The following is a 22,722-nucleotide window of genomic DNA, read 5'->3' as shown; positions in this document are numbered from 1 at the left end:
CTAGAGCTTGTCGACCGGGGCGTAGCGCAGGAGCAGACGCTTGACGCCCTGCGAACCGAAGTCGACCGAAGCCACGGCGTTGTCGCCCTGACCCTCGAGCGCGATGACCGTGCCAAGGCCGAAGCTGTCGTGGCTGACGCGGTCGCCGGGGTCGAGCGACGGCACCTCGCGCGAGCGGGACGAGCGCGCCGCGACGGTGGACGATCGGAATCGTGCCGAGGCAGCCGGACGACGGGGCGTCCACTGCGTGGGGGCCTGGGCCTCGCGACGCCAGTCGATCAAGGGATCGGGCAGCTCCTCGAGGAAGCGAGACGCGGGGTTGTAGGACGGCGCACCCCACGCCGACCGGCTGGTGGCCCGAGTGACGTAGAGCCGCGTGCGCGCGCGGGTGATACCGACGTAGGCGAGCCGGCGCTCCTCCTCCAGCTCGGCGGAGTCACCGAGCGATCGCATGTGCGGGAAGACGCCGTCCTCGAGTCCGGTGAGGAACACCACCGGGAACTCGAGACCCTTGGCCGTGTGCAGCGTCATGAGAGTGACGACACCGTCGCCCTCGTCGGGAACAGCATCGGCGTCGGCGACCAGAGACACCTGCTCGAGGAAGGCCGCCAGCGAGCCGGGGGTGAGGTCGAGCCCCGCGTCCTCCGCAGCGACCTCGGCGTCGTCGGCCCCCGTCGCGGAGGCGGCATCATCTGGCACGGTGCCCGCCTGCACTACGAACTCGCGCGCCACGGCGACGAGCTCGGCGAGGTTCTCGACCCGTGTCTCGTCCTGGGGATCCTTGCTCTGCTCGAGGGTGGCGAGGTAGCCGCTGCGGGTGAGGGCGGCCTCGAGGACGGCGTCGGCGGGCTCACCGGCCGCGGCCAACGCCGTCAGTCCGCTCATGATCTCGACGAAGGACTGCACCGCCGACAGCGAACGCGTGGCGAGCTCGCCGGACTCCTCGGCCCGCTGCATGGCTTCCCAGAACGAGATGCCCTCGCGCGCGGCCAGCCGCTCGACGGACGCCTGCGCGCGGTCGCCGATGCCCCGCTTGGGCTCGTTGACGATGCGCCGCATCGACACGGCGTCGAGTGGGTTGACCAGCACGCGCACGTAAGCCAGCGCGTCCTTGACCTCCTTCCGCTCGTAGAACCGCACCCCGCCGACGACGCGGTATGGCAGACCGACCCGGATGAACACTTCCTCGAACACACGGCTCTGCGCGTTGGTCCGGTAGAACACCGCGACATCGGAGGCTTTCGCATCGCCTGTGTCGGTGAGACGGTCGACCTCGTCGGCCACGAACTGTGCCTCGTCGCGCTCGTCGTCACCGACGTAGCCGACGATCTTCTCGCCGTCGCCCTGGGCCGACCACAGGTTCTTTTCCTTGCGGCCCTGGTTGCGGCTGATGACCGCGTTGGCCGCCGAGAGGATGGTCTGCGTGGAGCGATAGTTCTGTTCGAGCAGGATGGTCGACGCCTTCGGGAAGTCGTCCTCGAACTCGAGGATGTTGCGGATGCTGGCGCCCCGGAAGGCGTAGATGGACTGGTCGGAGTCGCCCACCACCATGAGGTCGGTCTCGTCGTCGCAGAGCTCGCGGATGAGGGCGTACTGCGCATGGTTGGTGTCCTGGTACTCGTCGACGAGGACGTGCCTGAACCGTCGGCGGTACGTTTCGCGGACGTCAGGGAACGCCTGGAACAGATGGACGGTCATCATGATGAGGTCGTCGAAGTCCATGGCGTTGGCCGCCTTGAGCCGGCGCTGGTACTGCCCGTACGCCTCGGCGTACAGCTCCTCGGTCGGGTTCTCGGCTCGGCTGCCGGCGGCCTCGTGGTCGACGAGCTCGTTCTTGAGGTTCGAGACCCAGTGCAGCACGGCCCGCGGGTTGACCCGCTTGGGATCGAGGTCCATGTCGCGGCACACGAGCGTCATGAGCCGACGTGAGTCGGCCGCGTCGTAGACCGAGAACGACGAGCTGTATCCGAAGCGGGTGGCCTCGCGGCGCAGGATGCGGACGCAGGCGGAATGGAACGTCGACACCCACATCGCACGTGATGCCCCACCCACCGATGCAGCAACTCGGGATCGCATCTCCGCCGCTGCCTTGTTGGTGAACGTGATCGCCAGGATGGAGCCCGGGTGGGCGCCTCTGGCCGCGATGAGCCACGCGATGCGCCGGGTGAGCACGCGGGTCTTGCCGGACCCGGCACCGGCCACCACCAGCAGCTGACCCACCGAGTGCCCGACGGCCTCGCGCTGGGCGTCGTTGAGTTCGTCGAGCACCGTCTCTGACCGGGGTCGCCTGGTCCCACGGGCCGGCGGCTCGCGGCCATGCGGCGGGGTGGCCCTCTCGGGCACGGGGAACGGCAACGTCATCGTCGTACCAGCCTACGTTCCGACGAGGACATGAGCGGGATGGCCTCAACGCGCAGTCGGCCCCGTGCCGTGTTAGAAAAAGGAGTGGAACTGCTGCGTATCGACCTGACGAGCGACGAGCCTCCCTACGAGCAGCTACGGCGTCAGATCGCCGAGGCCGCCGCCGCCGGACTGCTCGCACCCGGCCATCGGCTCCCGACCGTCCGCCAGCTGGCCGCCGATCTCGGCCTCGCCGCCAACACCGTGGCCCGCGCCTACAAAGAGCTGGAGGCCGACGGTGTCGTCGAGACCCATGGTCGTGGTGGCACCTTGGTCGCCACGCGTCGCATCGGTGACGCCGACGCCGGCGACGCCGCGGCGGCGTACGTTCGCACGGCCCGAAGCCGCGGGCTGTCGCTCGAAGAGGCGCGACGACTCGTCGAGACCACCTGGATCCGCTGACCCTTCGTCCCCCACGGGCAGACCCGCGGGCGGTGCCCCAGGGCTCAGGGACCAAGGTCAGACGTCGAGTGCGCCGATCTCGGGACGATCCGGCCCGAAATGGCGGAACATCACCCGGTCCCGGACCCGGTCGCCCCACCGCTGAAGCTGGCGTTCGCCCCAGGCCGTCCGGCCGATGATGCGGAATCGCACCAGGTTGAGCACCACGACGTACGCCACTGCCCACGGCGGTCGCAGCGGCAGCCCGAACTCGCGCATGCTCTGCGGGCCGAGCAGCGTCGTGAGCATGCTCAGCAGCCGCTCCCGCGAGAGCCAGCGGCCGATGCGTGGGAATCGCTCGAAGTGGAGACCCTTCTGCGCAGCCACGATCGCCTGGGCGAGCTGCGGACCGGCCTCGCTGATGTCGGCCTGGGCCAGCAGGATGTGGTAGTTCAGCCGGTGCTGCTCTTTCTCGGTCTCCACGAGCCACTGGCCGTCGACGCCCACGAGCCAGCCGATGTACTTCCACAGGTGCATGACGGCGCGTGACTCCTCAGGCGTGATCCGCGCGTTCAACGCACGCGAGCCGAGCAACAGAACCCCGTTGAACAGGCCCAGCGTGGCCGCCTGGTCGGTCTGGTTGATCGGCAGGCCCCAGCGGGCGACATCCCACTGCGAGGTGAAGGTCTCGTTGACGAGGGCATGCATGACACGCACGTGCACGGTCAGCTGATAGCCCTCGTGGTCGCGGCGCATGCCGTTCGGCCGCCCAACGGCCACCGCCCACTTCTGCGTCTCGCCGAGCCGGCGCATCGTCATGTCGCCGGTGAGGCCACCGGTGTCGACGAGCAGATCGGTCGGGCCACCGAAGCGGTAGCCGCCGAGGAGCGACAGCTGGAGCAGCACGTCGGCGGCGTTCTGCCCGAGCCGCCGGTTCACACGCGCACCTTCCTCCACCAGGTCCCAGTCGACCCACGACGGCACCGTCTCGACGTGCTCGAAGAACGACCGCAGTGCGGACGGAGCGTCCTCCACCGCGTCGACGCCCTCGGCGATCGCACGACGGAGCTGGTCCGTCGTCACCCGATCGGGGTTGTCAGCCGGGAGCCGCATCGCCCTGGCAAGAACGGCGCCCAGCGCGTCGCGCTCCATGAATCCCCGCGAGATGCGCTCCATCAGTTCCTCGTCGACCTCCCGAACGCCGGCGACCCGGCGCAGGATGCGGCCGAGCCGCGCGCTTCGCTCCTCGGCCGCGCGGTAGCGGGCTGGGACGGTCGGCAGCGGATCGCGACTGGTGACGACGGCGGTTGAGGTCATACCCGGAGCATGACACGAGCGATCACTCGCATACAATTCGCATCATGACACGTCCCCCTCCGGCCGGCGCCCGCAAGATCCCCCAGCAGGAACGCTCGCGACTCATGGTCGAGCGCATCGTCGAGGCCGGGCGCACGGTGCTCCTGCGCGACGGGTACGACGCCGCCTCCACCAACCGCGTGGCCGCGGAGGCCGGCATCAGTCCGGGCTCCCTCTACCAGTACTTCCCGAACAAGGACGCGGTGATCACGGCTGTAGTTGAGCACTACTCCGACCACCTCGGCGAACGCATCACGGCCTCTCTCGCCGACCGCTTCGACGAGTCCGGCCCGACGATGGTAAGAGCCACCCTCGAGGCCCTGCTCGACGCGCTCGAGGAGAACGCCGAGTTCCTGCGCGTGGTCAGCGACGAGCTCCCCCGGGCCGAGAACAGCAGCCGGGCGGAGGCGCTCGAGCAACGCATCGTCGGCCTGGTCGGCGCCTACATCGCTGCACGCCGCCAGGAGATCCGCGACGTCCAGCCGTCGACGGCCGCCTGGGTGCTGGTGCGCTCGATCGAGCATCTGACCGTGCGCTACGTCCTCGAGTGCCCGCCCATCGATCGCGACGTGTTCGCGTCCGAGCTCGTCCACCTGGTCGCCGGCTACCTCCCCGAGGTGTAGCCGCTACTCCCCCGTCGGGTTGGGCTTACGCCAAGTGCGTTCGAACGGCAGCCGCCACGCGCGCGGGGCGATGAGCTGGTGCACCGAGTTGGGTCCCCAGGTGCCGGGCGCGTACGGGCGCACCGGCGGCGGGTCGTCGATCAGCGGCTGGGACACCTCCCACAGTCGCTCGATGCCCTCGGCCGTGGTGAACAGTGTGCGTTCGCCGCGCATCGCGTCGTGGAGGAGCCGCTCGTACGCCTCCAGCACGTCGCCGGCGCGGTCGGTCTCCTGCATGGCGAACTGCATGCTCAGCTTGTCGAGCCGCATCCCCGTTCCCGGGCGCTTGCCGTAGAAAGACAGCGACATCTTGGAGGAGTCGGCGAGGTCGAACGTGAGGTGGTCGGGCCCGGACAGGCTGACGCCCGACCCGCTGGGGAACATGCTCTTCGGCGGCTCCCGGAACGCGATCGAGATGATGCGTGCACCCTCGGCCATCTGCTTGCCAGTTCGGAGGAAGAACGGCACGCCTGCCCATCGCCAGTTGTCGATCTCGGCCCGTAGCGACACGAAGGTCTCGGTCTCCGACTCCGGCGCCACGCCGGACTCGTCGAGGTAGCCCTGGTACTGACCGCGCACGACCTGGGCCGGGTCGAGCGGACGCATCGACCGGAAGACCTTGTTCTTCTCCTCGCTGATCGACTCGGAGTCGAGCGACGTGGGCGGCTCCATCGCCATGAACGCCAGCACCTGGAACAAGTGCGTGACGACCATGTCCTTGAAGGCGCCGGTGCCCTCGTAGAACCCCGATCGTCCCTCCAGCGAGAGCATCTCCGGGACGTCGATCTGAACATGGTCGATGAAGTTGCGGTTCCAGATCGGCTCGAAGAGGCCGTTGGCGAACCGGAAAGCGAGAATGTTGAGCGCCGCCTCCTTGCCGAGGAAATGGTCGATGCGGAAGATCTGCTGCTCATCGAACACCTGGTGGATCGACGCATTCAGGGCCTTCGCGCTCACCAGGTCGGTGCCGAACGGCTTCTCCATGATGATCCGTGCACGTTCGACCAGGTGGGCGTCGTCGAGGGTGCGCACGACGTCGAGCGCGGCATTCGGCGGAACGCTGAGGTAGTGCAGTCGCCTCGGCTCACCGCCGAGCTCACCTTCCAACGTCTCGGCCTTCGCGGCCAGCGCCTCCGCACCATCCTTGACGTTGACGAAGTGAAGCTTCGCGGCGAAGTTCTCCCACTGGTCGGTACTGACCGACCGGGAGCCGAACTCCCGGCAGGCCTGCTCGGCGAACGCTCGGAACGAAGCGTCGTCGTGCTCGTCGAGAGAGACACCGATGAGCTTGGAGTCGGGCACCAGCCCCGACTGCAACAGATGCATCACGCCGGGCAGGAGCTTGCGGCGGGCGAGGTCGCCCGTGGCGCCGAAGAGCACGATCAGGTGTGGATCATCCACTCCGTCAGGCTAGCCCTCGACGGCCATTAGGGTGTGGGCCATGACGCAGATGAGCATGAACAAGGTGATCCACGGCGCCGTCCGTCGCGACCTCGACCGGTTCGTGGGCGCGTTGTCCGGGTTCCCCGCGGGCGACCAGAAGCGCGCGGACGAGCTGGCCACCGCGTGGGACAACTACGACTTCCAGCTCACCTACCACCACGAGGGCGAGCACCGCATCGCGTGGCCGGCGCTGGAGTCCGTCGGCGTCAGCCGTGAGCTGCTGACCACCCTCGACCGCGAGCACGAGGCGATGGCCGCCGCGATGGGCGAGACACGCACCGCGATCGCCTCCTTCAAGCGCACCGCGAGCGCCGAGGATGCCGCCACCGCCCTGAACGCGTTCACGAACCTGCGGACGGTGACGGTTCAGCACCTCGACCACGAGGAGGCCGAGATCGAACCGGTCTACCTGGCCAAGGCGGCCACGCCCGAGATGAAGGAGATGGGGAAGCAGTTCGGCCGCGACGCCAGCCCGAAGCAGGCCGGAACGTTCTTCGCCTGGCTGCTCGACGGGGCTTCCGACGCCGAGCGAGAGACTTTGCGCGGCTCCCTCCCCGGGCCGGTCCTCGCGATCCTCACCGGCCTCTTCGGCCGCCGTTACAAGCGTGATATCGCGTCCGTCTGGGCGGCCTGAGCCTCAAATCAGGCGGCGGTCGTTGGCCCAGCGGGTCAGCTCATGACGACTGGACAGCTGCAGCTTGCGGAGCACGCTCGACACGTGCGTCTCGACCGTCTTGATCGAGATGAACAGCTCCTTCGCGACCTCCTTGTAGGCGTAGCCACGGGCGATCAGCCGCATGACCTCGCGCTCGCGCTCCGTGAGCCGGTCGAGATCCTCGTCGACCTGGGCGATCTCGATGGTGCCGGCGAACGAGTCGAGCACGAACCCGGCGAGGCGGGGCGAGAAGACCGCATCGCCGCCCGCGACACGGCCGAGCGCGTCGATCAGCTCCGGTCCGGAGATGTTCTTGGTGACGTAGCCGCGTGCGCCGGCCCTGATGATGCCGATGACGTCCTCGGCGGCATCGCTGACCGACAGGGCGAGGAACGTGGTGGCTTTGCCCAATGAGTCCGGACCGAGCTGTTGGAGCCGGCGCAGCACTTCCATGCCGCCACCGCCGGGCATGTGGACGTCGAGAAGCACGACGTCGGGACGGGTCTCGGTGATGACCGCGACGGCGCTGTCGACGTCCTCCGCCTCGCCGACGACATCGACACCCTCTCCGCGCTCGAGTTCTGCCCGAACCCCGGTTCGGAACATGGCATGGTCGTCGACCAGCACGACGCGCAAGGTGCTCATGCGGAAGTCTCCTGACTGGTCCGAAGGGGTAGACGCATGGTGACCTCGGTTCCTTCCCCGGGTGCGCTGCGGATGGTGACGGTACCCCCGTGCCGCTCGACCCGTCCCACGATGGAACCACGAAGACCGAGCCGATCGTCGGCCACCTGCTCGGGGTCGAAGCCGATGCCACGGTCGCGGACGAACACCTCGGCCGCGCGATCGTCGCACTCGGCGTAGACGTCGACGCGTCCGACGCCGGCGTGCTTGGCGGCGTTGACCATGGCCTCGCGGGCAGCCCGGGCGAGCGCGGCAACATCGGAGTCGAGCGTGGCGTCACCGACACCCACGACCTCGACCTCGACCTGGTGCGCCTCCTCGACCTCGGCGGCGGCGGTGCGGAGGGCCGCGAGCAGCGAGTCGCCGTGATCGCCCTCGTCGCCGTAGAGCCAGGCCCGCAGGTCGCGCTCCTGGCGGCGCGCGAGCGTGGCGACCGCCGCAGGATCGTCGGCGTTCTTCTGCAGCAGAGCCAGCGTCTGCAGCACCGAGTCGTGGAGATGGGCAGCGACGTCGGCCCGTTCCTGCGAACGGACCCGCTCACGACGTTCGGCGGTCAGCTCAGCAAGCAGCTTGGAGATCCAGGGGCCGAGAATCAGTGCGATGCCGAGCAGAGCGATGCCCGTGGCGGACGCGACGTCGACGACTCCTCCCAGCCCGCGTTCCTGGGTGAGGACGTAGGCGGCGGCGAGTGCCACCATCACGACACCCGCGGCGATGCGGGCCGCGAACGCCCAGCCCGACGTCCGCTGCATCCAGCGCTGCCAGGCCACATCGTCGAGCTGACGCCAGACGACCGCGACGCCGAGCAGACCGACGAGCAGCGGCAGCAGCAGCGACCCGTCGACGCCTCGTCCGGTGACCTGAAGGAGAATCAGCACCCCTGCCCCGATCGCACAGATGGCCACCGTCTGCAGCACCTCGACCGGGCCGATTCGTGCGCGTCCGGTGCGCAGGCCGCGACGCGACGCCGACTCCAGTCCGGGCGTCATGGCCGGCTCCGCGAGGGGCATCAGACGCCACAGGATGAGGTAAGCGAAGACGCCGGCGCCGTTGAACCACGTCGCCACCACGAACCCCACCCGCACGGCGAGCACCGGCGCACCGAAGTGGTCCGCAAGCCCGGCGGCGACTCCGCCCAGCAGCCGATGGTCGGCAGGGCGAACGGCCCGGCGATACGTGGTGTGCTCGCTCACCCGTTGATCGTCACACGCGCGCATCCACACGCGCCACTGAGCGCGGCCCTTGCCTCACCCTGAGTCGCTGACCCGCAGAATCAGGGTCAAACCCGATGGTCTGCCGGCCTGCGTGCGTCCACGATGGAGTCATGACCGAGACCCGGCAACCGTCCGAGACAGACGATGGGTTCAACCCACGACGACTGCGCACCATCGCCGACGTGCGACGCTCGAAGGACGACCGTGTGCTCGCCGGCGTCTGCGCCGGCGCCGCGAAGTACCTGAACGTCGACCCCGTCGTCATCCGCGTCATCATCGCCGTGCTGACGTTCGTCGGTCTCGCCGGCCTCATCCTCTACGTCGCCGCGTGGCTGCTGCTTCCGGAGGAGGGCGAAGCACAGAGCATCGTCGCCGACTGGTTCAACCTCGACAAGAACGAGGAGACGGTACGCGTCGGTGGCCTGGTGGTCGCCGCGGTGCTCGCAGTGCTCGCGATCGTCGGCGACAGCCAGTGGGCCTGGTGGGGCATCCCGTGGGTCCTCGTCCTCGTGCCACTCGCTGCTCTCTACTGGTTCTTCATGGTGCGCTCGCGCCGCGAGCACGAGCCCACGAGTCCAGCCGATCCCGTCGGCACCGACACGCTGGTCCTGGACTCCGCAGGCGACCCGCTCCCCGAGCCCAGGAAGACCCGCGGCAAGCGGTCATGGGCGTTGACAGGTCTCACGGTGTCCGTCACGGCGATCGCGATGGCGGTCACGCTGCTCGTCGCCGAGGCGAACGGCGGTGTCCGGTGGACCACCTACGTCGCGGTCGCTCTCGGTGTCGTCGCGCTCGGTGTCCTGGTCGGGACGTTCTTCGGACATCCCGGACCGCTGGTGCTCATCGGGGTGGCGCTCACCGTGGCCCTGCTGGTCGGATGGATGCTTCCGAGCGGCGCCAGCGGCCAGCGAACGGTCACCCCGACCACGGCCGCAGCCGTCGACGAGGTGTACGAGCACGGGATGGGCGAGCTCGTGATCGACCTCAGCGAGGTCGAGGACGCCGACCAGCTGCTCGGAAGCACCTTGCGGGTCGAAACCGGCTGGGGTCAGACCACGGTGATCGTTCCCGACGATCTCAACGTCGGCCTGGACGCTGAGGTTCAAGCCGGTGACATTCACGCCTTCGGACGCCAGTCGAACGGCACCTACGCCGAGCTGGACCACGCACCGGATGATCCCGGCGCTCCCGCGTTGACCCTGCTCATCCGGCACTCACTCGGCGGAGTGGACGTGATCGAGAAATGAAGCGCCACGCCTTCCGCTGGGACGCCGTAGCCTTCGGGCTGTTCTTCCTGGCCATCCTCGGCCAGTGGGCCGTGTGGGAGCAGGACATGCTCTCACCCGACGACCTGGGCTACATCGCCGCCGGCGCGCTGATCCTGCTCGGGCTGGTCGGCATCGTCGCCACCGTCGTGAGCGCCAGGTCCGGTCACCGCACCGCACCGTTCACACCCGAACCGACCAACGACCCATCAACCATGGAGGGAACCCAGCATGACGAACCCCAAGCGACTCCACCGCAGTGACGACGACCGCTGGATCGGGGGTGTGTGCGGCGGCCTCTCCGAATACACCGGTGTCGACGCCGGGCTGATCCGGCTGCTCGTCGCCGTCGGGACGATCCTCGGGTTCGGCTCGTTGATCCTGGCCTACGTCGCGGCCTGGGTGATCATTCCGAAGGAGGACTCGCGTCCGATTCCTCCGATGAATCAGCCACCGACGCCCCCCACGCCTCCCGCGCCCGCACCGCCGTCCGAGTGAAGTCGGAGAACATCCCGTCGATGCCGGCTTCGAGGAAGGCGAGGTACTCCGGGAGCATGTCGCCGTAGTCGGCCTTCCCGGTACCGAGTCGCAGGTTCGCCGGGAGGAACGCGTTCTCGTCGCGCATCGTCCAGATGTGGACGTCGAGGCCGGCCGCGTGAGCCCGCTCGACGAGTCCGCTCGGCTCGCCGAGGTTGCCGGAGTCGTCGAGCGGGATCACCAGGTTCTTGAATGGGCCGATCGCGTGGGCGTAGCCGGCGACGAACTCCAGGCCCTCGGCCGACATCAGGTCCGCGTAGGTGCGCGGGTCGCCGGTGGCGACGAAGTCGGCCGGGCTGCCCTTCGGTGAGGCGAGCTGGACGAGGAAAAGCGGCGATCGGCGTCGGAGATCCTGGAGGTTGCACGACTCGAACGACTGGATGATCACCGGAGCGTCCTCGTGGTTCAGGCCGAGCCGCTCGAGCGCATCCACCAGGAGGTCGTTGAGGTCGAGACCAAGGCCCTGGAAGTAGGTGGGGTGCTTCGTCTCGACATAGACGCCGACCGGCGTGCCGCGCCGAGCGGTGCCCTCCTCGGCGATCGCGACCACATCGTCGAACGTGAGGATCTGCTCAGAGCCCGCGAGCGCCACGTTGTCCGGACGGATCTCGGGGATGCGCTCCGTGGCCCGCAGCGTCTTGAGCTCAGCGAGGGTGAAGTCCTCGGTGAACCACCCATCCTTCTCCACGCTGTCGACGATCTTCGTGGCGCGACGGTCGGCGAACTCCGGATGGTCGGCGACGTCGGTGGTGGACCCGATCTCGTTCTCGTGCCGCACCACCAGGTAGCCGTCGCGCGATGCCACGACGTCGGGCTCGATGTAGTCGGCACCGTCGTTGATCGCGAGGTCGTACGACGGGCGCGTGTGCTCGAGGCGGAGGCCGGGGCATCCGCGGTGGGCGATGACGAGGGGGTGGGCGAATACGGTCACCTGCTCATCATGGCCGAGGCGGTCGTCTCGTCAGCCGTCGACCTCGACGGGTAGGTTTCCCCCGTGAAGCCGTTCCTCCTGCTCGCCACCCGCGCCGAGGACCTGGCCGCCGACGACGAGTACGCCGAGTTCCTCCGCTGCGGCGGGCTCGACGCGTCGGATCTCGAGCGCAGGCGAGTCGAGCGCGACCCGCTGGGTGAGGTCGACCTGGACCGGTACTCCGGCTTGATCCTCGGTGGGAGCCCCTACACGATCAGCGAGCCGGAGCACGCAAAGTCATCCGCCCAGATTCGCGCCGAGTCCGAGCTCCTCACACTGCTGGACGAGGTCATCGATCGCGACTACCCGTTCCTCGGAGCGTGCTACGGCATCGGGCTCATCGGTCGGCACCAGGGAGCCGTCGTCGACCGCACGTATCCGGAGCCAGTCGGTCCGGCGATGCTCCGACTGACCGATGACGGGCGGGCCGACCCACTCTTCGGCGTCCTGCCGGACGTCTTCGAGGCGTTCCTCGGGCACAAGGAGGCGATCGCGAAGCTGCCCGACCACGCGGTCCACCTCGCGTCATCGGCCGCGTGCCCGGTGCAAGCCTTCCGGGTGCGGACGAACGTCTACGCGACCCAGTTCCATCCCGAGCTCGACGTCCCCGGCATCCAGGCCAGGATCGACATCTACAAGGACTACGGCTACTTCGCCCCCACCGAGGCCCAAGGGCTGAAGGACGCTGCGGCCAGCAGCAACGTCGTCCATCCGCCGACGATCGTGCGGCGTTTCGTGGAGCTGTACCAGCGCTGATCTTCCGCAGTTCGGCCGGTAGCGTGGCGGGATGAGCGATCGGCGGTTGTTCTCTCGGGGCAGCTGGCCCGAGACGGCTCGCATCGCTGAGCTGCTGCGGCATGAGACGATCGGCGGCATCCTGCTCATCGGGGCGGCGGCTCTCGCCCTGGTCGCGGCAAACGTCGGCGACACCTACGAGACGGTCCGCGACACCGTCGTCGGGCCGTCCGCACTCCACCTCGACCTCTCGCTGGGTACCTGGGCGGCAGACGGGCTGCTGGCGATCTTCTTCTTCGTGGTCGGCCTCGAGCTCAAACGCGAGTTCGTGGCGGGCGACCTGCGCGATCCTCGGCGTGCGGCGGTGCCGATCGTCGCCGCCGTCGGTGGCGTGGTCCTGCCCGCCGCCATCTACATGTTCGTGAACGTCACAGTGGATGGGGGCGAGACGCAAGGCTGGGCCATCCCGACTGCCACCGACATCGCCTTCGCTCTGGCGGTCCTCGCCATCATCAGCACGCATCTGCCGTCGGCTCTACGCACGTTCCTGTTGACGCTCGCGATCGTCGACGACCTGCTGGCCATCACGATCATCGCCTTCTTCTTCACCGACGACCTCAAAGTCATCTGGCTCATCGCTTCTCTCATCCCCATCGCCGCGTTCGCGACGCTCGTGCAGAAGCGGATCTGGTCAGGGTGGCTGCTGATGCCCCTGGCCGCGGTCGCCTGGGCGCTGGTGCATGCGTCGGGTGTGCATGCGACGGTCGCCGGCGTGCTGCTGGGCTTCACGGTGCCCGTGCTGCGCCGTGACGGTCTGGACGGGCGCGGCCTCGCCGAGCACCTCGAGCACGTCGTGCGGCCGCTCTCCGCCGCCGTGGCCGTGCCGACGTTCGCCTTCTTCTCGGCCGGCGTCGCCATCGACGGCTTGGACGGACTCACCGACGCTGTGCGTCACCCGGTCACGATCGGCATCGTGCTCGGGTTGGTCGTCGGGAAGACACTCGGCGTCCTCGGTGCCACCTGGCTGATGTCGACCTTCACTCACGCCCAGCTCGACGACGACCTGTCATGGTGGGACGTGCTCGGCCTGTCGATGCTCGGCGGCGTCGGATTCACGGTCGCGCTGCTCATCGGCGAGCTCGCGTTCGGACTGGGCAGCGAGACGGACGAACGCGTCAAGGTCGGCGTCCTGCTGGGTTCGGTGGTCGCCGCGTCGGCCGCGGCGGTGGTGCTGCGGGCCCGGAACCGCGTCTACCGCCGCATCGAGGCAGCCGAACGCATCGACAGCGACCACGACGGTGTCCCGGACGTGTTCGGCGAGGTTGAACCCTGAGCGGCTTTCCGCCATCGTGGAGGCGGTGAGCCGGGAAGTCTGGTCGGCACAGCCCTTCTCCAGTCGGGTTGGGCTTCACTGTCGATCGACAGGAGCTCCCGGTGACACCACCCGTCACGCACGTGCGATGCGTCGTACGCTGCCAGTGTGCACGCCGAGCAGATGGCCGAGGAGTACCCGGCGCTGACGATGGAGTCCGACGCGCTGGATGCGGCCAAGCTCCTCGCGGAGCATCGGTTGCCGGGGCTCGTGGTGATCGACCAGGGTCGTCCACGCGCGATCCTTCCCGCGTCGCAGGTGGTCCGATTCCTGGTTCCCGGCTACGTCCAGGAGGATCCGGCGCTGGCGCGGGTCCTCGACGAGTCGATGGCCGACCATGTCGCCGACTCGCTCGGCGGCAAGACAGTGGGAGACCTCATCGGGCATGGAGAGCCCGAACTCGCGGTGGTGAACGCCGACGACACCATCATCGAGGTGGCCGCCATCATGGCCAGGCTCCGGTGCCCGCTTGCTGCCGTGATGCGCGACGACCAGCTCATTGGCGTCGTCACGGCGTCGCGGCTGCTGCAACTCGCGTTGGCCGCCGACTAGTCGCCGAGATCTTGGCAGGACATCCGGCATGAGCGCGTGGATCGCGGTCGCGGTGTTCGTGGCCGGCTACGTCTTCATCGCCACCGACCGGGTGCACAAGACAGTGGTCGCACTGGTCGGCGCGGGCCTCGTGCTGGGCCTGGGTGTCGTCGACACCGAGGACGCGTTCTACTCGCGCGACACAGGTGTCGACTGGGACGTCATCCTCCTGCTCCTGGGCATGATGATCATCGTCTCTGTGCTGCGCCGGACCGGTGTGTTCGAGTTCACCGCGATCTGGGCGGCCAAGCGCGCAAAGGCATCGCCACGTCGGGTGATGGTGCTGCTGGTGCTGATCACGGCGGTGGCTTCGGCGTTCCTCGACAACGTCACCACCGTCCTTCTCATCGCACCGGTCACCCTCCTGGTGTGCGATCGTCTGCGGATCGACCCGGTCCCGTTCCTGATCGCCGAGGTCTTCGCCTCGAACATCGGCGGTGCGGCCACCTTGATCGGCGACCCGCCGAACATCATCATCGCTAGCCGGTCCGGCCTGACCTTCAACGACTTCCTGGTCCACATGGCGCCGATCGTGGTGGTCGAGATGGTGGTCTTCGTTGCCATCCTGCCGCTGTTGTTCCGCGGGCCGTACACCACCGACCCGGACCGGGCTCAAGCCGTCATGGCGCTCAACGAGCGCGAGGCCATCGAGAACCCGGCGCTGCTCATCAAGTGCGGCGTCGTGCTCGTGGGTGTCTTCACGGCGTTTGTCGGCCATCCGGTGTTCCACATCGAGCCGTCAGTGGTCGCGCTCCTGGGGGCCGGCGTACTCGTACTGATCTCCAGGAGCACGCCGCAGCAGTACCTGGCCAGTGTGGAGTGGGAGACACTGCTCTTCTTCGCCGGCCTGTTCATCATGGTCGGCGCCATGATCCACACCGGCGTCATCGGCAAGCTGGCGGAACAGGCCACCGAGGCCACCGGGGGCGACGCGCTCGTGGCCAGCATGCTGATCCTCGGCGTCTCGGCCGTGCTCTCGGGCATCATCGACAACATCCCCTATGTCGCGACGATGAGTCCGCTGGTCCAGGACCTCGTCCAAGGAATCGCCGATCCCGGTCAGGCTCAGGCGCTGTGGTGGTCGTTGACCATGGGCGCGGACTTCGGCGGGAACCTCACGGCCATCGGCGCCAGCGCGAACGTCGTGGTCCTCGGGATCGCCGCGCGCAACGGCACGCCGATCTCGTTCTGGGAGTTCACCAAGAAAGGCATCGTCGTCACCGCGGTCACCATTGCGATCGCCGCGCCGTACGTCTGGCTGCGCTATTTCGTGCTCGCCTGAGGTCGCGTCCTCACTCCCACTCGATGGTGCCGGGCGGCTTGCTGGTGATGTCGACGACCACGCGGTTGACCTCTTCGACCTCGTTGGTGATGCGGGTCGAGATCCGCTCCAGGACGTCGTAGGGCAGCCGACCCCAGTCGGCGGTCATCGCGTCCTCGCTGGTGACGGGCCGCAACACGATCGGATGGCCGTACGTTCGCGCGTCGCCCTGCACCCCGACCGAGCGAACCTCGGCGAGCAGCACCACGGGGAACTGCCAGATCTCGCGGTCCAGTCCGGCGGCCGTGACCTCCTCGCGGGCGATGGCATCGGCCTCCCGCAGGATGTCGAGACGCTCCGCGTCGACGGCGCCGATGATGCGGATCGCGAGTCCCGGCCCGGGAAAGGGGTGCCGCCAGACCATCGCCGGCGGCAGCCCGAGCTGCTCGCCGACGTGACGGACCTCGTCCTTGAACAGCGTGCGGAGCGGCTCGATGAGGCGGAACTGCAGGTCGTCGGGCAGCCCGCCGACGTTGTGGTGGCTCTTGATGTTGGCCGCGCCCTCGCCGCCCCCGGACTCGACGACGTCGGGATAGAGCGTGCCCTGCACGAGGAACTCGACCGGGGTGCCTTCGGCTTCCGCGACGATCTCCCGCTCGGCCGCCTCGAAGACCCGGATGAACTCGCGGCCGATGATCTTGCGCTTGAGCTCGGGGTCGGCGACGCCCTCGAGGAAGCCGAGGAAGCGGTTCTGCGCGTCGACCACCTTGAGGTCGACCCCGGTGGCCTCGACGAAGTCGCGCTCGACCTGCTCGGCCTCGCCCTGTCGCAGCAGACCGTGGTCGACGAACACGCAGGTCAGCTGGTCGCCGACCGCCCGCTGCACGAGTGCGGCGGCGACCGCGGAGTCGACCCCTCCGGAGAGTCCGCAGATGACACGCTTGTCACCGACCTGCTCACGGATGAGGTCGATCTGCTCCTCGACGATGTTGGCGCTCGTCCACGTCTGGGCGCAGCCGGCGATCTCGACGAGGAAGTGCTCGAGCACCGCCTGCCCGTGCTCGCTGTGCAAGACCTCCGGGTGCCACTGCACCCCGGCCAGCCGCCGCTCGACGTGCTCGAACGCGGCCACGGTGGCGCGTGGAGATCGCGCGTTGACGGTGAATCCGTCCGGGGCGGAGACGACCTCGTCGCCGTGCGACATCCAGGACGTCAGGACGTCAGGAAGTCCGGTGAGGAGCGTGCCTGGCTCGAGGACGGAGACTGCCGTGCGGCCGTACTCGCGCTGACCGGTGCGGGCGACGTCGCCCCCGAGCGCCTGGGCCATGGCCATGAATCCGTAGCAGATGCCGAAGACCGGCACGGTGCCGTCGACGACGGTCGGATCGAGCCGCGGAGCGCCCGCCTCGTACACGCTGGACGGACCTCCGGAGAGGATGATCGCGGCCGGCTTCCGGGCGAGCATCTCCGCTGCCGGCATGCTGTGCGGGACGATCTCGGAGTAAACATTGGCCTCGCGCACACGGCGAGCGATGAGCTGCGCGTATTGAGCCCCGAAATCGACGACGAGAACGGTCTCATGATCGGGGTTCACGGCTTGATCGTATCTGGGTGAGATTTTCTCGAAATGGTAGTAACCTCTCGGGATAATCCTCGTTGAACGAGGTGGATCTAACTACACTCCCTCCCGTTAGATCAGGTGCCCGCTCCTCGTGGCACAAACAGCAGAGCCCGGCCCGTGAGCTCCCTCCAGGCCGGGCTCTGTTTCTCATTACGAGACTCCGACGATGGGCAGTCGCAGGGCGGCGGGGGCGTCGTCCGGGACGATCGGGCTCTTCGGCTGCACGGGCTCCACCGTGCGGTACGCATCGCCCAGGGTCGGACGGGTGTCGGTCTCGCCGCGATTGGGCCACATCGCCATGGCCCGCTCCGCCTGGGCGGTGATGGTGAGCGACGGGTTGACGCCCAGGTTGGCGCTGATCGCCGAACCGTCGACCACGTGCAGTCCTTCGTGGCCGTACAGACGGTGGTACGGGTCGATGACGCCCGTCTCGGGGCTGTCGCCGATCGCGCAGCCACCCATGAAGTGCGCCGTCATGGGCACGTTGAAGGGCTCACCGATGGTGCCGCCGGCCGTGCCCTTCATGTGATGGGCCATACGCTGCACTGCCTCGTGCGCGGGCGGTATGAACGTCGGGTTCGGGGCGCCGTGCCCCTGCCGGGAGGAGAGCCTGCGGCGTCCGGTGATGCCGCGCTTGGTGAACGTGGTGATGGAGTTGTCGTGCGTCTGCATGACCAGGGCGATGATGGTGCGCTCCGACCAGTGGCGCAGGTCGTAGAGCTTGAACAGGTTGCCCTTCTGCCTCCACATCTCCTTGAGCCAGACCCGCCAGCGTGGGGTGCCAGTGCTGCCGTCGGTGAGCACGGTCTGCAACAGCGACATCGCGTTGGAGCCCTTGCCGTAGCGCACGGGCTCGACGTGCGTGTGCTCGTCGGGGTGGAACGACGACGTGATGGCGATGCCGTGGCTGTAGTCGATGTCGCGCTCGTCCGCGATCGAGCCGAGCAGCGCCTCTGAGTTCGTGCGAGTCAGCAACCCCAGGCGATCCGAGACGCGTGGGAGGATGTCCCGGTCTCGCATCCGGTGCAGCAGCTTCTGCGTGCCCATCGTGCTGGCCGCGAACACCACGTGCTGGGCGGTGATCTTGCGGTGCGCGCGGAACCGCCTGTTGGTGCGACGCGTCTCGAGCTCGTAGCCGCCGCCGGGCAACGGACAGACAGCCACCACCGTCGTGAGCGGATGGATCTCCGCGCCGTTGCTCTCCGCGAGATGCAGGTAGTTCTTGACCAGCGTGTTCTTGGCGTTGTGACGACACCCGGTCATGCATTCGCCGCACTGCAGGCACGCGTTGCGGGTCGGGCCGACGCCGCCGAAGTACGGGTCGCCGACGTCGGCGCCCGGCTCGTCGCCGAACACGACGCCCACCGGCGTGTGATGGAACGTGCCCTCGACGCCCATGTCGGCGGCCACCTGCTTGATGACGCGGTCGGCCGCAGTCTCGAGCGGGTACGTGGTGACGCCGAGCATGCGCTTCGCCTGGTCGTAGTAGGGCGCCAGCTCGCACTTCCAGTCGGTGATGTGCCCCCAGGCGGGATCCCGGTAGAACGGGTCGAGCGGCTCGTACAACGTGTTGGCGTAGTTCAGGGAGCCACCGCCGACACCGGCCCCGGACAGGATGAGCACGTCCTTGAGCTTGTCGATCCGCTGGATGCCGTAACAGCCGAGCTGCGGCATCCACAGGAACTTGCGCAGGCGCCACGACGTCTTGGCGAAGTCCTCGTCGCGGTAGCGCTTGCCGGCCTCGAGGACGGCCACGCGGTAGCCCTTCTCGGTCAGCCGCAGGGCCGAGACGCTGCCGCCGAAGCCAGACCCGATGACGATGACGTCGTGGTCGAACTCGCTCATGGAACCCCTAGATCGTTGGGTGGAGCTCTCAGGCCCTGGGAGTGCGGCGCAACACCTTGAGACCGATGGTGAGCATCTTCGCGTAGGTCTGCGACGAGAGGAAGTCCGGACCGGACATCGGCAGCGCCCGTTGTACCGCCACCGATTGGGGTTCGGTGTAGCGGTGGATGCCCTCGGCGCCCTGGCGGCGACCGAGCCCGGAGTGCCGCATGCCGCCCATGGGCGCGTCGATGCTGCCGAAGGTGGCCGCGAATCCCTCGTTGATGTTGACCGTTCCGGCCTTGATCCTGACCGCGACGGCGCGGGCCTGGCGCACCGGGCCCCACACGCTGGCGTTTAGCCCGTAATCGCCGCCGTTGGCGAGCTCGACCGCCTCGTTGACCGTGCCGTACCGGTAGAGCGAGACGAGCGGGCCGAATGTCTCGCCGGCGAAGCACTGGGCCGCGTCGGTGACGTCCTCGAGCACCGTGGGCTCGTAGAAGCACGGGCCGAGGTCGGGGCGGGCCCGGCCGCCGGTGAGCACCGTGGCGCCGTTCACCACGGCGTCGTCGACGTGCTTGGTGACGGTCTCGAGCTGCGCCGGCGAGACCAACGAGCCCATGTCGACGTCCCAGTCGAGGCCGGCACCAAGGGACAGCGCGTTCACCCGGCGCACGAAGGCGTCCCGGAACTCCTCGTACAGGCTGTCCGGCACGTAGAGCCGCTCGATGGAGACGCACAGCTGGCCGGCCGACGAGAAGCACGCGTTCACGGCACCGGCCGCGGTCTTCTCGACGTCCGCGCCGGGAAGCACGATCATCGGGTTCTTGCCGCCGAGCTCCAGCGAGCAGCTGACCAGCCGGTCGGCCGCCTGTCGCGCGATCAGCGAACCGGTGGCGGTGGAGCCGGTGAAGCAGATGTAGTCGGCGCGCTCGATGATCTCGGTGCCCACGACGGAGCCGGCCCCGCTGACCACCTGCCACACGTCCGCCGGGAAGCCGGCGTCGCGCAACAGCTCGATGCCGGCCAGCGCGATGAGCGGGCTCTGGCTGTCCGGCTTGTGCACCACCGTGTTGCCGGCCGCGATGGCCGGAAGGCCGTCGGAGAGCGCCATCGTGAGCGGATAGTTCCAGGGACTGATGATGCCGACCACGCCCTTGGGCACGTGGTTGACGTGAACCGTGGTCAGACCCGGGAGCGCTCCCGAACGTCGGTCGGACTTCATCTGACGGCGCAACCGACGGGCGTAGAAGCGAGCGGTGAGCGCGACGTGGACGACCTCGTCGAAGGCGTGGGCCCGAGCCTTGCCGGACTCGAGCTGGATGAGGTCGATGAGCTCATCGGTGCGTTCGAGCACGAGGTCGTGCAGGCGCAGGAGTGCGCGGCTGCGCTCACGGAGCGACGTCTGCGACCAGGTGAGCTGGGCTGCGCGAGCCGCGTCGAAGGAGGCCTCGACGTCGTCGATGCTGGAGACCGGGATCTCGGCGACCGGATCGCCGGTCAGCGGGGAGACGGTGGTTCGGCTCTCACCCGTGGTGCTGCGGATCAGGCCGATGAGCTCGGCGATGCGGGCCGTCGACACGGCATCGGCAGCCGTGCGCGGCGATGTGGCGGGGGCGGACATGACGGTCAGGATACCCGGAGTATGACATCGACGCTGTCACGGTTCCGGAACACGAGAACGGGGCCGCCGCTCGATGCGACGACCCCGTCCTCGTGACGCCGGACCTCAGCTCATGGGACATGCCGGTTCTTGATCAGCTCAGCCGTGCATCCATCCACGCGTAGCGCTTCTCGTACCAGTCCCTGACCCAGTTGAGCTCTCCTGTGTAGGTCGAGGACCTCGGGTCATACCGGCTGCCGTAGCCCTCCCACCGGGCGCGGTCGTTGGCCGCGACCTGTTTGCCGAGCGCGAGATCGGGGTCGTCAGGGACGTCAGGTTCGTTCAGGCCTGCCTGGTCTCCGCCCAGCTTTCTCACGGCAGCGCTGACACCATCCGGGCCGACTGCCGCAAAGTGCTGCTTCGTCTCTGCCCAGCGCACGCGAAGGGCTTCGAGGAAACGCGGGTCGTCGGTGATGCGGGTGTACCAGTGGATGTTGGTGGTGTTGTGGAACGACGAGTCGCCGCCGCGCATCCACCAACCGGTCGGCTGATCCACGGTCGTGTCACTGGGATGCTTGGCGCCGGCGCTGCGGTCGAAGTCCCAGATCGGCCCCATGAAGAACTTGTCAACCGACGCCGGGTCGACGTTGTTCGTGTAGAAGAAGTTGCTGCGGTACATGTCCGCGTCCTGGTCCTTCGTGAACTCACGGGCGAGGTAGTAGTCGACCGCGGAGCTCATGTCGAGATGGGTCGTCCAGTCGCTCGCCGGCGTGGACGGCTGGTATGTGGCCCAGTTCCGGCTGCCCGTGGGGCCGTAGAGGACGTCCTCGAACTTGCGGATCTTCGACTTCATCGCGGAGATCTTCGCGTTGGTCAGGCCCTCGGGGTCCTCGTTGCCGTCGTCGAGCGTCTTGAACTCATCTGGGTCCTTCCAGGCATACTTCACACCGGTCTTGCCGACCATGCCCGGAACGCCGTCCTCCTTGTAGTGCGGGTCGAACTCGATGACCTGACCGGTCGTCTTGCTGACGTTCACCCGGTTGGAGTCGATCTTGATCGACTCCACCATCTGGTAGCTGCCGAGGTACTTGCCGTTGATGTACAGCTCGGCGAACGTGCTGTTCGGCGTCCACTTGAGCCCGAGGAGCTTCCTGCCGAGGTCCCAGGCGACCATGCTGCGGACGAGGGTCCAGTCGACGTAGTTGGCCAGCAGGATCCAGGTCTTGTCGCTCTTCATGCCGAACGGCTTCTGCTTGCTGTCGAACTTGAGCTTGTACGGCTTCTTCGGCTTGTCGGCAGAGGAGTTGCCGCGCACCGCGATCGTCTCCAGGTCGAAGGTCTCGGTCGCCACCTCGTTCGAGGTGAGCACCGCCTTGCCCTTGTAGTCGACGCCCTTGGTGACCGGCGTCTTGCCGGAGTTGGTGGTCACGTAGATGACGTTCCGGCCCTTCTCATTGGGCCCACCAGTCACATCGTTGGGGGCCGCGGGCACGATGGTGCGCACGTCGGTGCGATCACCCTCGTCGTTCAGGGCGAAGAGCGTCTGCGTGCCGTCGAACCGGGCGATGTTGAAGACCGCGTTGCCGAGGCTGTCGCTGGCGTCCTGCCCGATGGCGGACCAACCACCGCCCTCCTTCTCCTTGAACAGCGTGACGCCGAAGGAACCGCTGGGGAAGTTCGCGGTGATGGTGGCTGCGCGGCCGTCGTAGATCTTCGTCGGGCTCGTGGTGAGGGTGCCGTTCTCCGTGTAGCCCGCCGGGTCGATGACGACTGGCTTGACCTCGTGGATTTCGGTGCGCTTGCCGCTCTCGGTGACCGCGAACAGCTTCTTCGTGCCCTCGACCTCGTAGTCGTGGAAGTACGCGTTGCCAGAAGTGTTGGTCCTGTCGACACCGACCGTTGACCACTCCCCCGTAGGCGACTCCTCTTACAGCGTCACGTCGAACACGCCCGACGGGAAGTTCGCCAGGAAGTAGGTCGTGTCTCCCTCGCTGACCATTGACGGGTTCGAAGCGAGGGTGCCGCCGACCGTGTAGTCGTCCGGATTGATCACCGTCGGCGTCAGCGTCAGCAGGTCCGTCACCTCACCTTCGGGGGCGCGCGCGAACACCTCCTGCTCCGCATCCACCGTCACCGGCTCGAAATAGG

21 protein-coding genes are annotated in these 22,722 nt (G+C 68.0%); 10 read left to right on the top strand and 11 right to left on the bottom strand.

Annotation, left to right across the window (positions count from 1 at the left end; all coding sequences use genetic code 11):
- The gene (pcrA, locus tag ACRDPN_RS05465; protein WP_431446360.1) at nucleotides 1-2,361 is read right to left on the bottom strand and encodes a DNA helicase PcrA; all 2,361 of its coding nucleotides are present in this window, start codon (nucleotides 2,359-2,361) and stop codon (nucleotides 1-3) included.
- Nucleotides 2,362-2,445: 84 nt separating this feature from the next.
- Between pcrA and ACRDPN_RS05460 the strand changes: the two genes are divergently transcribed.
- On the top strand, nucleotides 2,446-2,802 hold the full coding sequence (locus ACRDPN_RS05460) for a GntR family transcriptional regulator (RefSeq protein WP_431446359.1): 357 nt from the start codon (nucleotides 2,446-2,448) through the stop codon (nucleotides 2,800-2,802).
- A gap of 57 nt (nucleotides 2,803-2,859) precedes the next feature.
- Here the strand turns inward: ACRDPN_RS05460 and ACRDPN_RS05455 are convergent, their stop codons facing one another.
- Nucleotides 2,860-4,098: an oxygenase MpaB family protein gene (locus tag ACRDPN_RS05455; protein WP_431446358.1), complete on the bottom strand. Its 1,239-nt coding sequence runs from the start codon at nucleotides 4,096-4,098 to the stop codon at nucleotides 2,860-2,862.
- Between the two features lie 44 nt (nucleotides 4,099-4,142).
- Between ACRDPN_RS05455 and ACRDPN_RS05450 the strand changes: the two genes are divergently transcribed.
- Nucleotides 4,143-4,760: a TetR/AcrR family transcriptional regulator gene (locus ACRDPN_RS05450; protein ID WP_431446357.1), complete on the top strand. Its 618-nt coding sequence runs from the start codon at nucleotides 4,143-4,145 to the stop codon at nucleotides 4,758-4,760.
- 3 nt (nucleotides 4,761-4,763) lie between these two features.
- On the opposite strand, the gene zwf is transcribed toward ACRDPN_RS05450, so the two are convergent.
- A complete protein-coding gene (gene zwf / locus ACRDPN_RS05445; RefSeq protein WP_431446356.1) occupies nucleotides 4,764-6,200 on the bottom strand; it encodes a glucose-6-phosphate dehydrogenase in 1,437 nt (478 codons plus the stop codon).
- Between the two features lie 40 nt (nucleotides 6,201-6,240).
- Between zwf and ACRDPN_RS05440 the strand changes: the two genes are divergently transcribed.
- Nucleotides 6,241-6,876 (top strand): hemerythrin domain-containing protein, encoded by a 636-nt coding sequence (locus tag ACRDPN_RS05440; RefSeq protein WP_431446355.1) that lies wholly within the window; start codon nucleotides 6,241-6,243, stop codon nucleotides 6,874-6,876.
- A 3-nt stretch (nucleotides 6,877-6,879) separates the two neighbouring features.
- Here the strand turns inward: ACRDPN_RS05440 and ACRDPN_RS05435 are convergent, their stop codons facing one another.
- Complete coding sequence (locus ACRDPN_RS05435; protein ID WP_431446354.1) at nucleotides 6,880-7,542, bottom strand: response regulator; 663 nt, start codon at nucleotides 7,540-7,542, stop codon at nucleotides 6,880-6,882.
- Complete coding sequence (locus ACRDPN_RS05430; protein WP_431446353.1) at nucleotides 7,539-8,774, bottom strand: ATP-binding protein; 1,236 nt, start codon at nucleotides 8,772-8,774, stop codon at nucleotides 7,539-7,541. The genes ACRDPN_RS05435 and ACRDPN_RS05430 overlap by 4 nt, the downstream gene beginning before the upstream one ends.
- Nucleotides 8,775-8,905: 131 nt before the next feature.
- On the opposite strand from ACRDPN_RS05430, the gene ACRDPN_RS05425 reads away from it, so the two are divergent.
- The 3 genes from ACRDPN_RS05425 to ACRDPN_RS05415 are packed head-to-tail and all read left to right on the top strand — an operon-like array spanning nucleotide 8,906 to nucleotide 10,558.
- Nucleotides 8,906-10,042: a PspC domain-containing protein gene (locus tag ACRDPN_RS05425; RefSeq protein WP_431446352.1), complete on the top strand. Its 1,137-nt coding sequence runs from the start codon at nucleotides 8,906-8,908 to the stop codon at nucleotides 10,040-10,042.
- Nucleotides 10,039-10,323: a hypothetical protein gene (locus ACRDPN_RS05420; protein WP_431446351.1), complete on the top strand. Its 285-nt coding sequence runs from the start codon at nucleotides 10,039-10,041 to the stop codon at nucleotides 10,321-10,323. Before ACRDPN_RS05425 ends, ACRDPN_RS05420 begins: the two co-directional genes overlap by 4 nt.
- Nucleotides 10,292-10,558: a PspC domain-containing protein gene (locus ACRDPN_RS05415; protein ID WP_431446350.1), complete on the top strand. Its 267-nt coding sequence runs from the start codon at nucleotides 10,292-10,294 to the stop codon at nucleotides 10,556-10,558. The genes ACRDPN_RS05420 and ACRDPN_RS05415 overlap by 32 nt, the downstream gene beginning before the upstream one ends.
- Here ACRDPN_RS05415 and ACRDPN_RS05410 read toward each other — a convergent pair.
- Nucleotides 10,467-11,528, bottom strand: a complete 1,062-nt coding sequence (locus ACRDPN_RS05410) for a glycerophosphodiester phosphodiesterase (protein WP_431446349.1) — start codon at nucleotides 11,526-11,528, stop codon at nucleotides 10,467-10,469. The two genes, ACRDPN_RS05415 and ACRDPN_RS05410, sit on opposite strands and share 92 nt — an antisense overlap.
- Nucleotides 11,529-11,591: 63 nt before the next feature.
- On the opposite strand from ACRDPN_RS05410, the gene ACRDPN_RS05405 reads away from it, so the two are divergent.
- The 4 genes from ACRDPN_RS05405 (at nucleotide 11,592) to ACRDPN_RS05390 (ending at nucleotide 15,547) form a co-directional block, all read left to right on the top strand.
- The gene (locus ACRDPN_RS05405; protein ID WP_431446348.1) at nucleotides 11,592-12,323 is read left to right on the top strand and encodes a glutamine amidotransferase; all 732 of its coding nucleotides are present in this window, start codon (nucleotides 11,592-11,594) and stop codon (nucleotides 12,321-12,323) included.
- 31 nt (nucleotides 12,324-12,354) lie between these two features.
- Complete coding sequence (gene nhaA / locus ACRDPN_RS05400; protein WP_431446347.1) at nucleotides 12,355-13,635, top strand: Na+/H+ antiporter NhaA; 1,281 nt, start codon at nucleotides 12,355-12,357, stop codon at nucleotides 13,633-13,635.
- A gap of 147 nt (nucleotides 13,636-13,782) precedes the next feature.
- Entirely contained in the window at nucleotides 13,783-14,226 is a 444-nt protein-coding gene (locus tag ACRDPN_RS05395) for a CBS domain-containing protein (protein WP_431446346.1), read from the top strand.
- Between the two features lie 28 nt (nucleotides 14,227-14,254).
- A complete protein-coding gene (locus ACRDPN_RS05390; RefSeq protein ID WP_431446345.1) occupies nucleotides 14,255-15,547 on the top strand; it encodes an SLC13 family permease in 1,293 nt (430 codons plus the stop codon).
- Nucleotides 15,548-15,557: 10 nt separating this feature from the next.
- On the opposite strand, the gene guaA is transcribed toward ACRDPN_RS05390, so the two are convergent.
- From guaA to ACRDPN_RS05365, 5 genes are all read right to left on the bottom strand, one after another.
- Nucleotides 15,558-17,120 (bottom strand): glutamine-hydrolyzing GMP synthase, encoded by a 1,563-nt coding sequence (gene guaA, locus ACRDPN_RS05385; protein ID WP_431446344.1) that lies wholly within the window; start codon nucleotides 17,118-17,120, stop codon nucleotides 15,558-15,560.
- Between the two features lie 177 nt (nucleotides 17,121-17,297).
- A complete protein-coding gene (locus tag ACRDPN_RS05380) occupies nucleotides 17,298-18,992 on the bottom strand; it encodes a GMC oxidoreductase (RefSeq protein WP_431446343.1) in 1,695 nt (564 codons plus the stop codon).
- A 28-nt stretch (nucleotides 18,993-19,020) separates the two neighbouring features.
- A complete protein-coding gene (locus ACRDPN_RS05375; RefSeq protein ID WP_431446342.1) occupies nucleotides 19,021-20,595 on the bottom strand; it encodes a succinic semialdehyde dehydrogenase in 1,575 nt (524 codons plus the stop codon).
- Nucleotides 20,596-20,728: 133 nt separating this feature from the next.
- On the bottom strand, nucleotides 20,729-22,078 hold the full coding sequence (locus tag ACRDPN_RS05370) for a CotH kinase family protein (RefSeq protein ID WP_431446341.1): 1,350 nt from the start codon (nucleotides 22,076-22,078) through the stop codon (nucleotides 20,729-20,731).
- 423 nt (nucleotides 22,079-22,501) lie between these two features.
- Nucleotides 22,502-22,722, bottom strand: a 221-nt coding sequence (locus ACRDPN_RS05365; protein ID WP_431446340.1) for a hypothetical protein, incomplete at its 5' end; no start/stop codon positions are given.

The sequence above is a fragment of the Aeromicrobium sp. genome, from assembly GCF_050700635.1.
Lineage (GTDB): Bacteria > Actinomycetota > Actinomycetes > Propionibacteriales > Nocardioidaceae > Aeromicrobium.
Note: the sequence above shows the minus strand (reverse complement) of the source record. Positions and strands in the feature narration are given on the sequence as shown.

Excerpts from the sequence above, each read along its gene's own strand:
- ACRDPN_RS05420 (WP_431446351.1), top strand. The coding sequence starts at position 10,039 with ATGAAGCGCCACGCCTTCCGCTGGGACGCCGTAGCCTTCGGGCTGTTC.
- ACRDPN_RS05450 (WP_431446357.1), top strand. The coding sequence starts at position 4,143 with ATGACACGTCCCCCTCCGGCCGGCGCCCGCAAGATCCCCCAGCAGGAA.
- nhaA (WP_431446347.1), top strand. The coding sequence starts at position 12,355 with ATGAGCGATCGGCGGTTGTTCTCTCGGGGCAGCTGGCCCGAGACGGCT.
- ACRDPN_RS05375 (WP_431446342.1), bottom strand. The coding sequence starts at position 20,595 with ATGTCCGCCCCCGCCACATCGCCGCGCACGGCTGCCGATGCCGTGTCG.
- ACRDPN_RS05440 (WP_431446355.1), top strand. The coding sequence starts at position 6,241 with ATGACGCAGATGAGCATGAACAAGGTGATCCACGGCGCCGTCCGTCGC.
- ACRDPN_RS05390 (WP_431446345.1), top strand. The coding sequence starts at position 14,255 with ATGAGCGCGTGGATCGCGGTCGCGGTGTTCGTGGCCGGCTACGTCTTC.
- ACRDPN_RS05425 (WP_431446352.1), top strand. The coding sequence starts at position 8,906 with ATGACCGAGACCCGGCAACCGTCCGAGACAGACGATGGGTTCAACCCA.
- ACRDPN_RS05455 (WP_431446358.1), bottom strand. The coding sequence starts at position 4,098 with ATGACCTCAACCGCCGTCGTCACCAGTCGCGATCCGCTGCCGACCGTC.
- ACRDPN_RS05415 (WP_431446350.1), top strand. The coding sequence starts at position 10,292 with ATGACGAACCCCAAGCGACTCCACCGCAGTGACGACGACCGCTGGATC.
- pcrA (WP_431446360.1), bottom strand. The coding sequence starts at position 2,361 with ATGACGTTGCCGTTCCCCGTGCCCGAGAGGGCCACCCCGCCGCATGGC.
- ACRDPN_RS05380 (WP_431446343.1), bottom strand. The coding sequence starts at position 18,992 with ATGAGCGAGTTCGACCACGACGTCATCGTCATCGGGTCTGGCTTCGGC.
- ACRDPN_RS05435 (WP_431446354.1), bottom strand. The coding sequence starts at position 7,542 with ATGAGCACCTTGCGCGTCGTGCTGGTCGACGACCATGCCATGTTCCGA.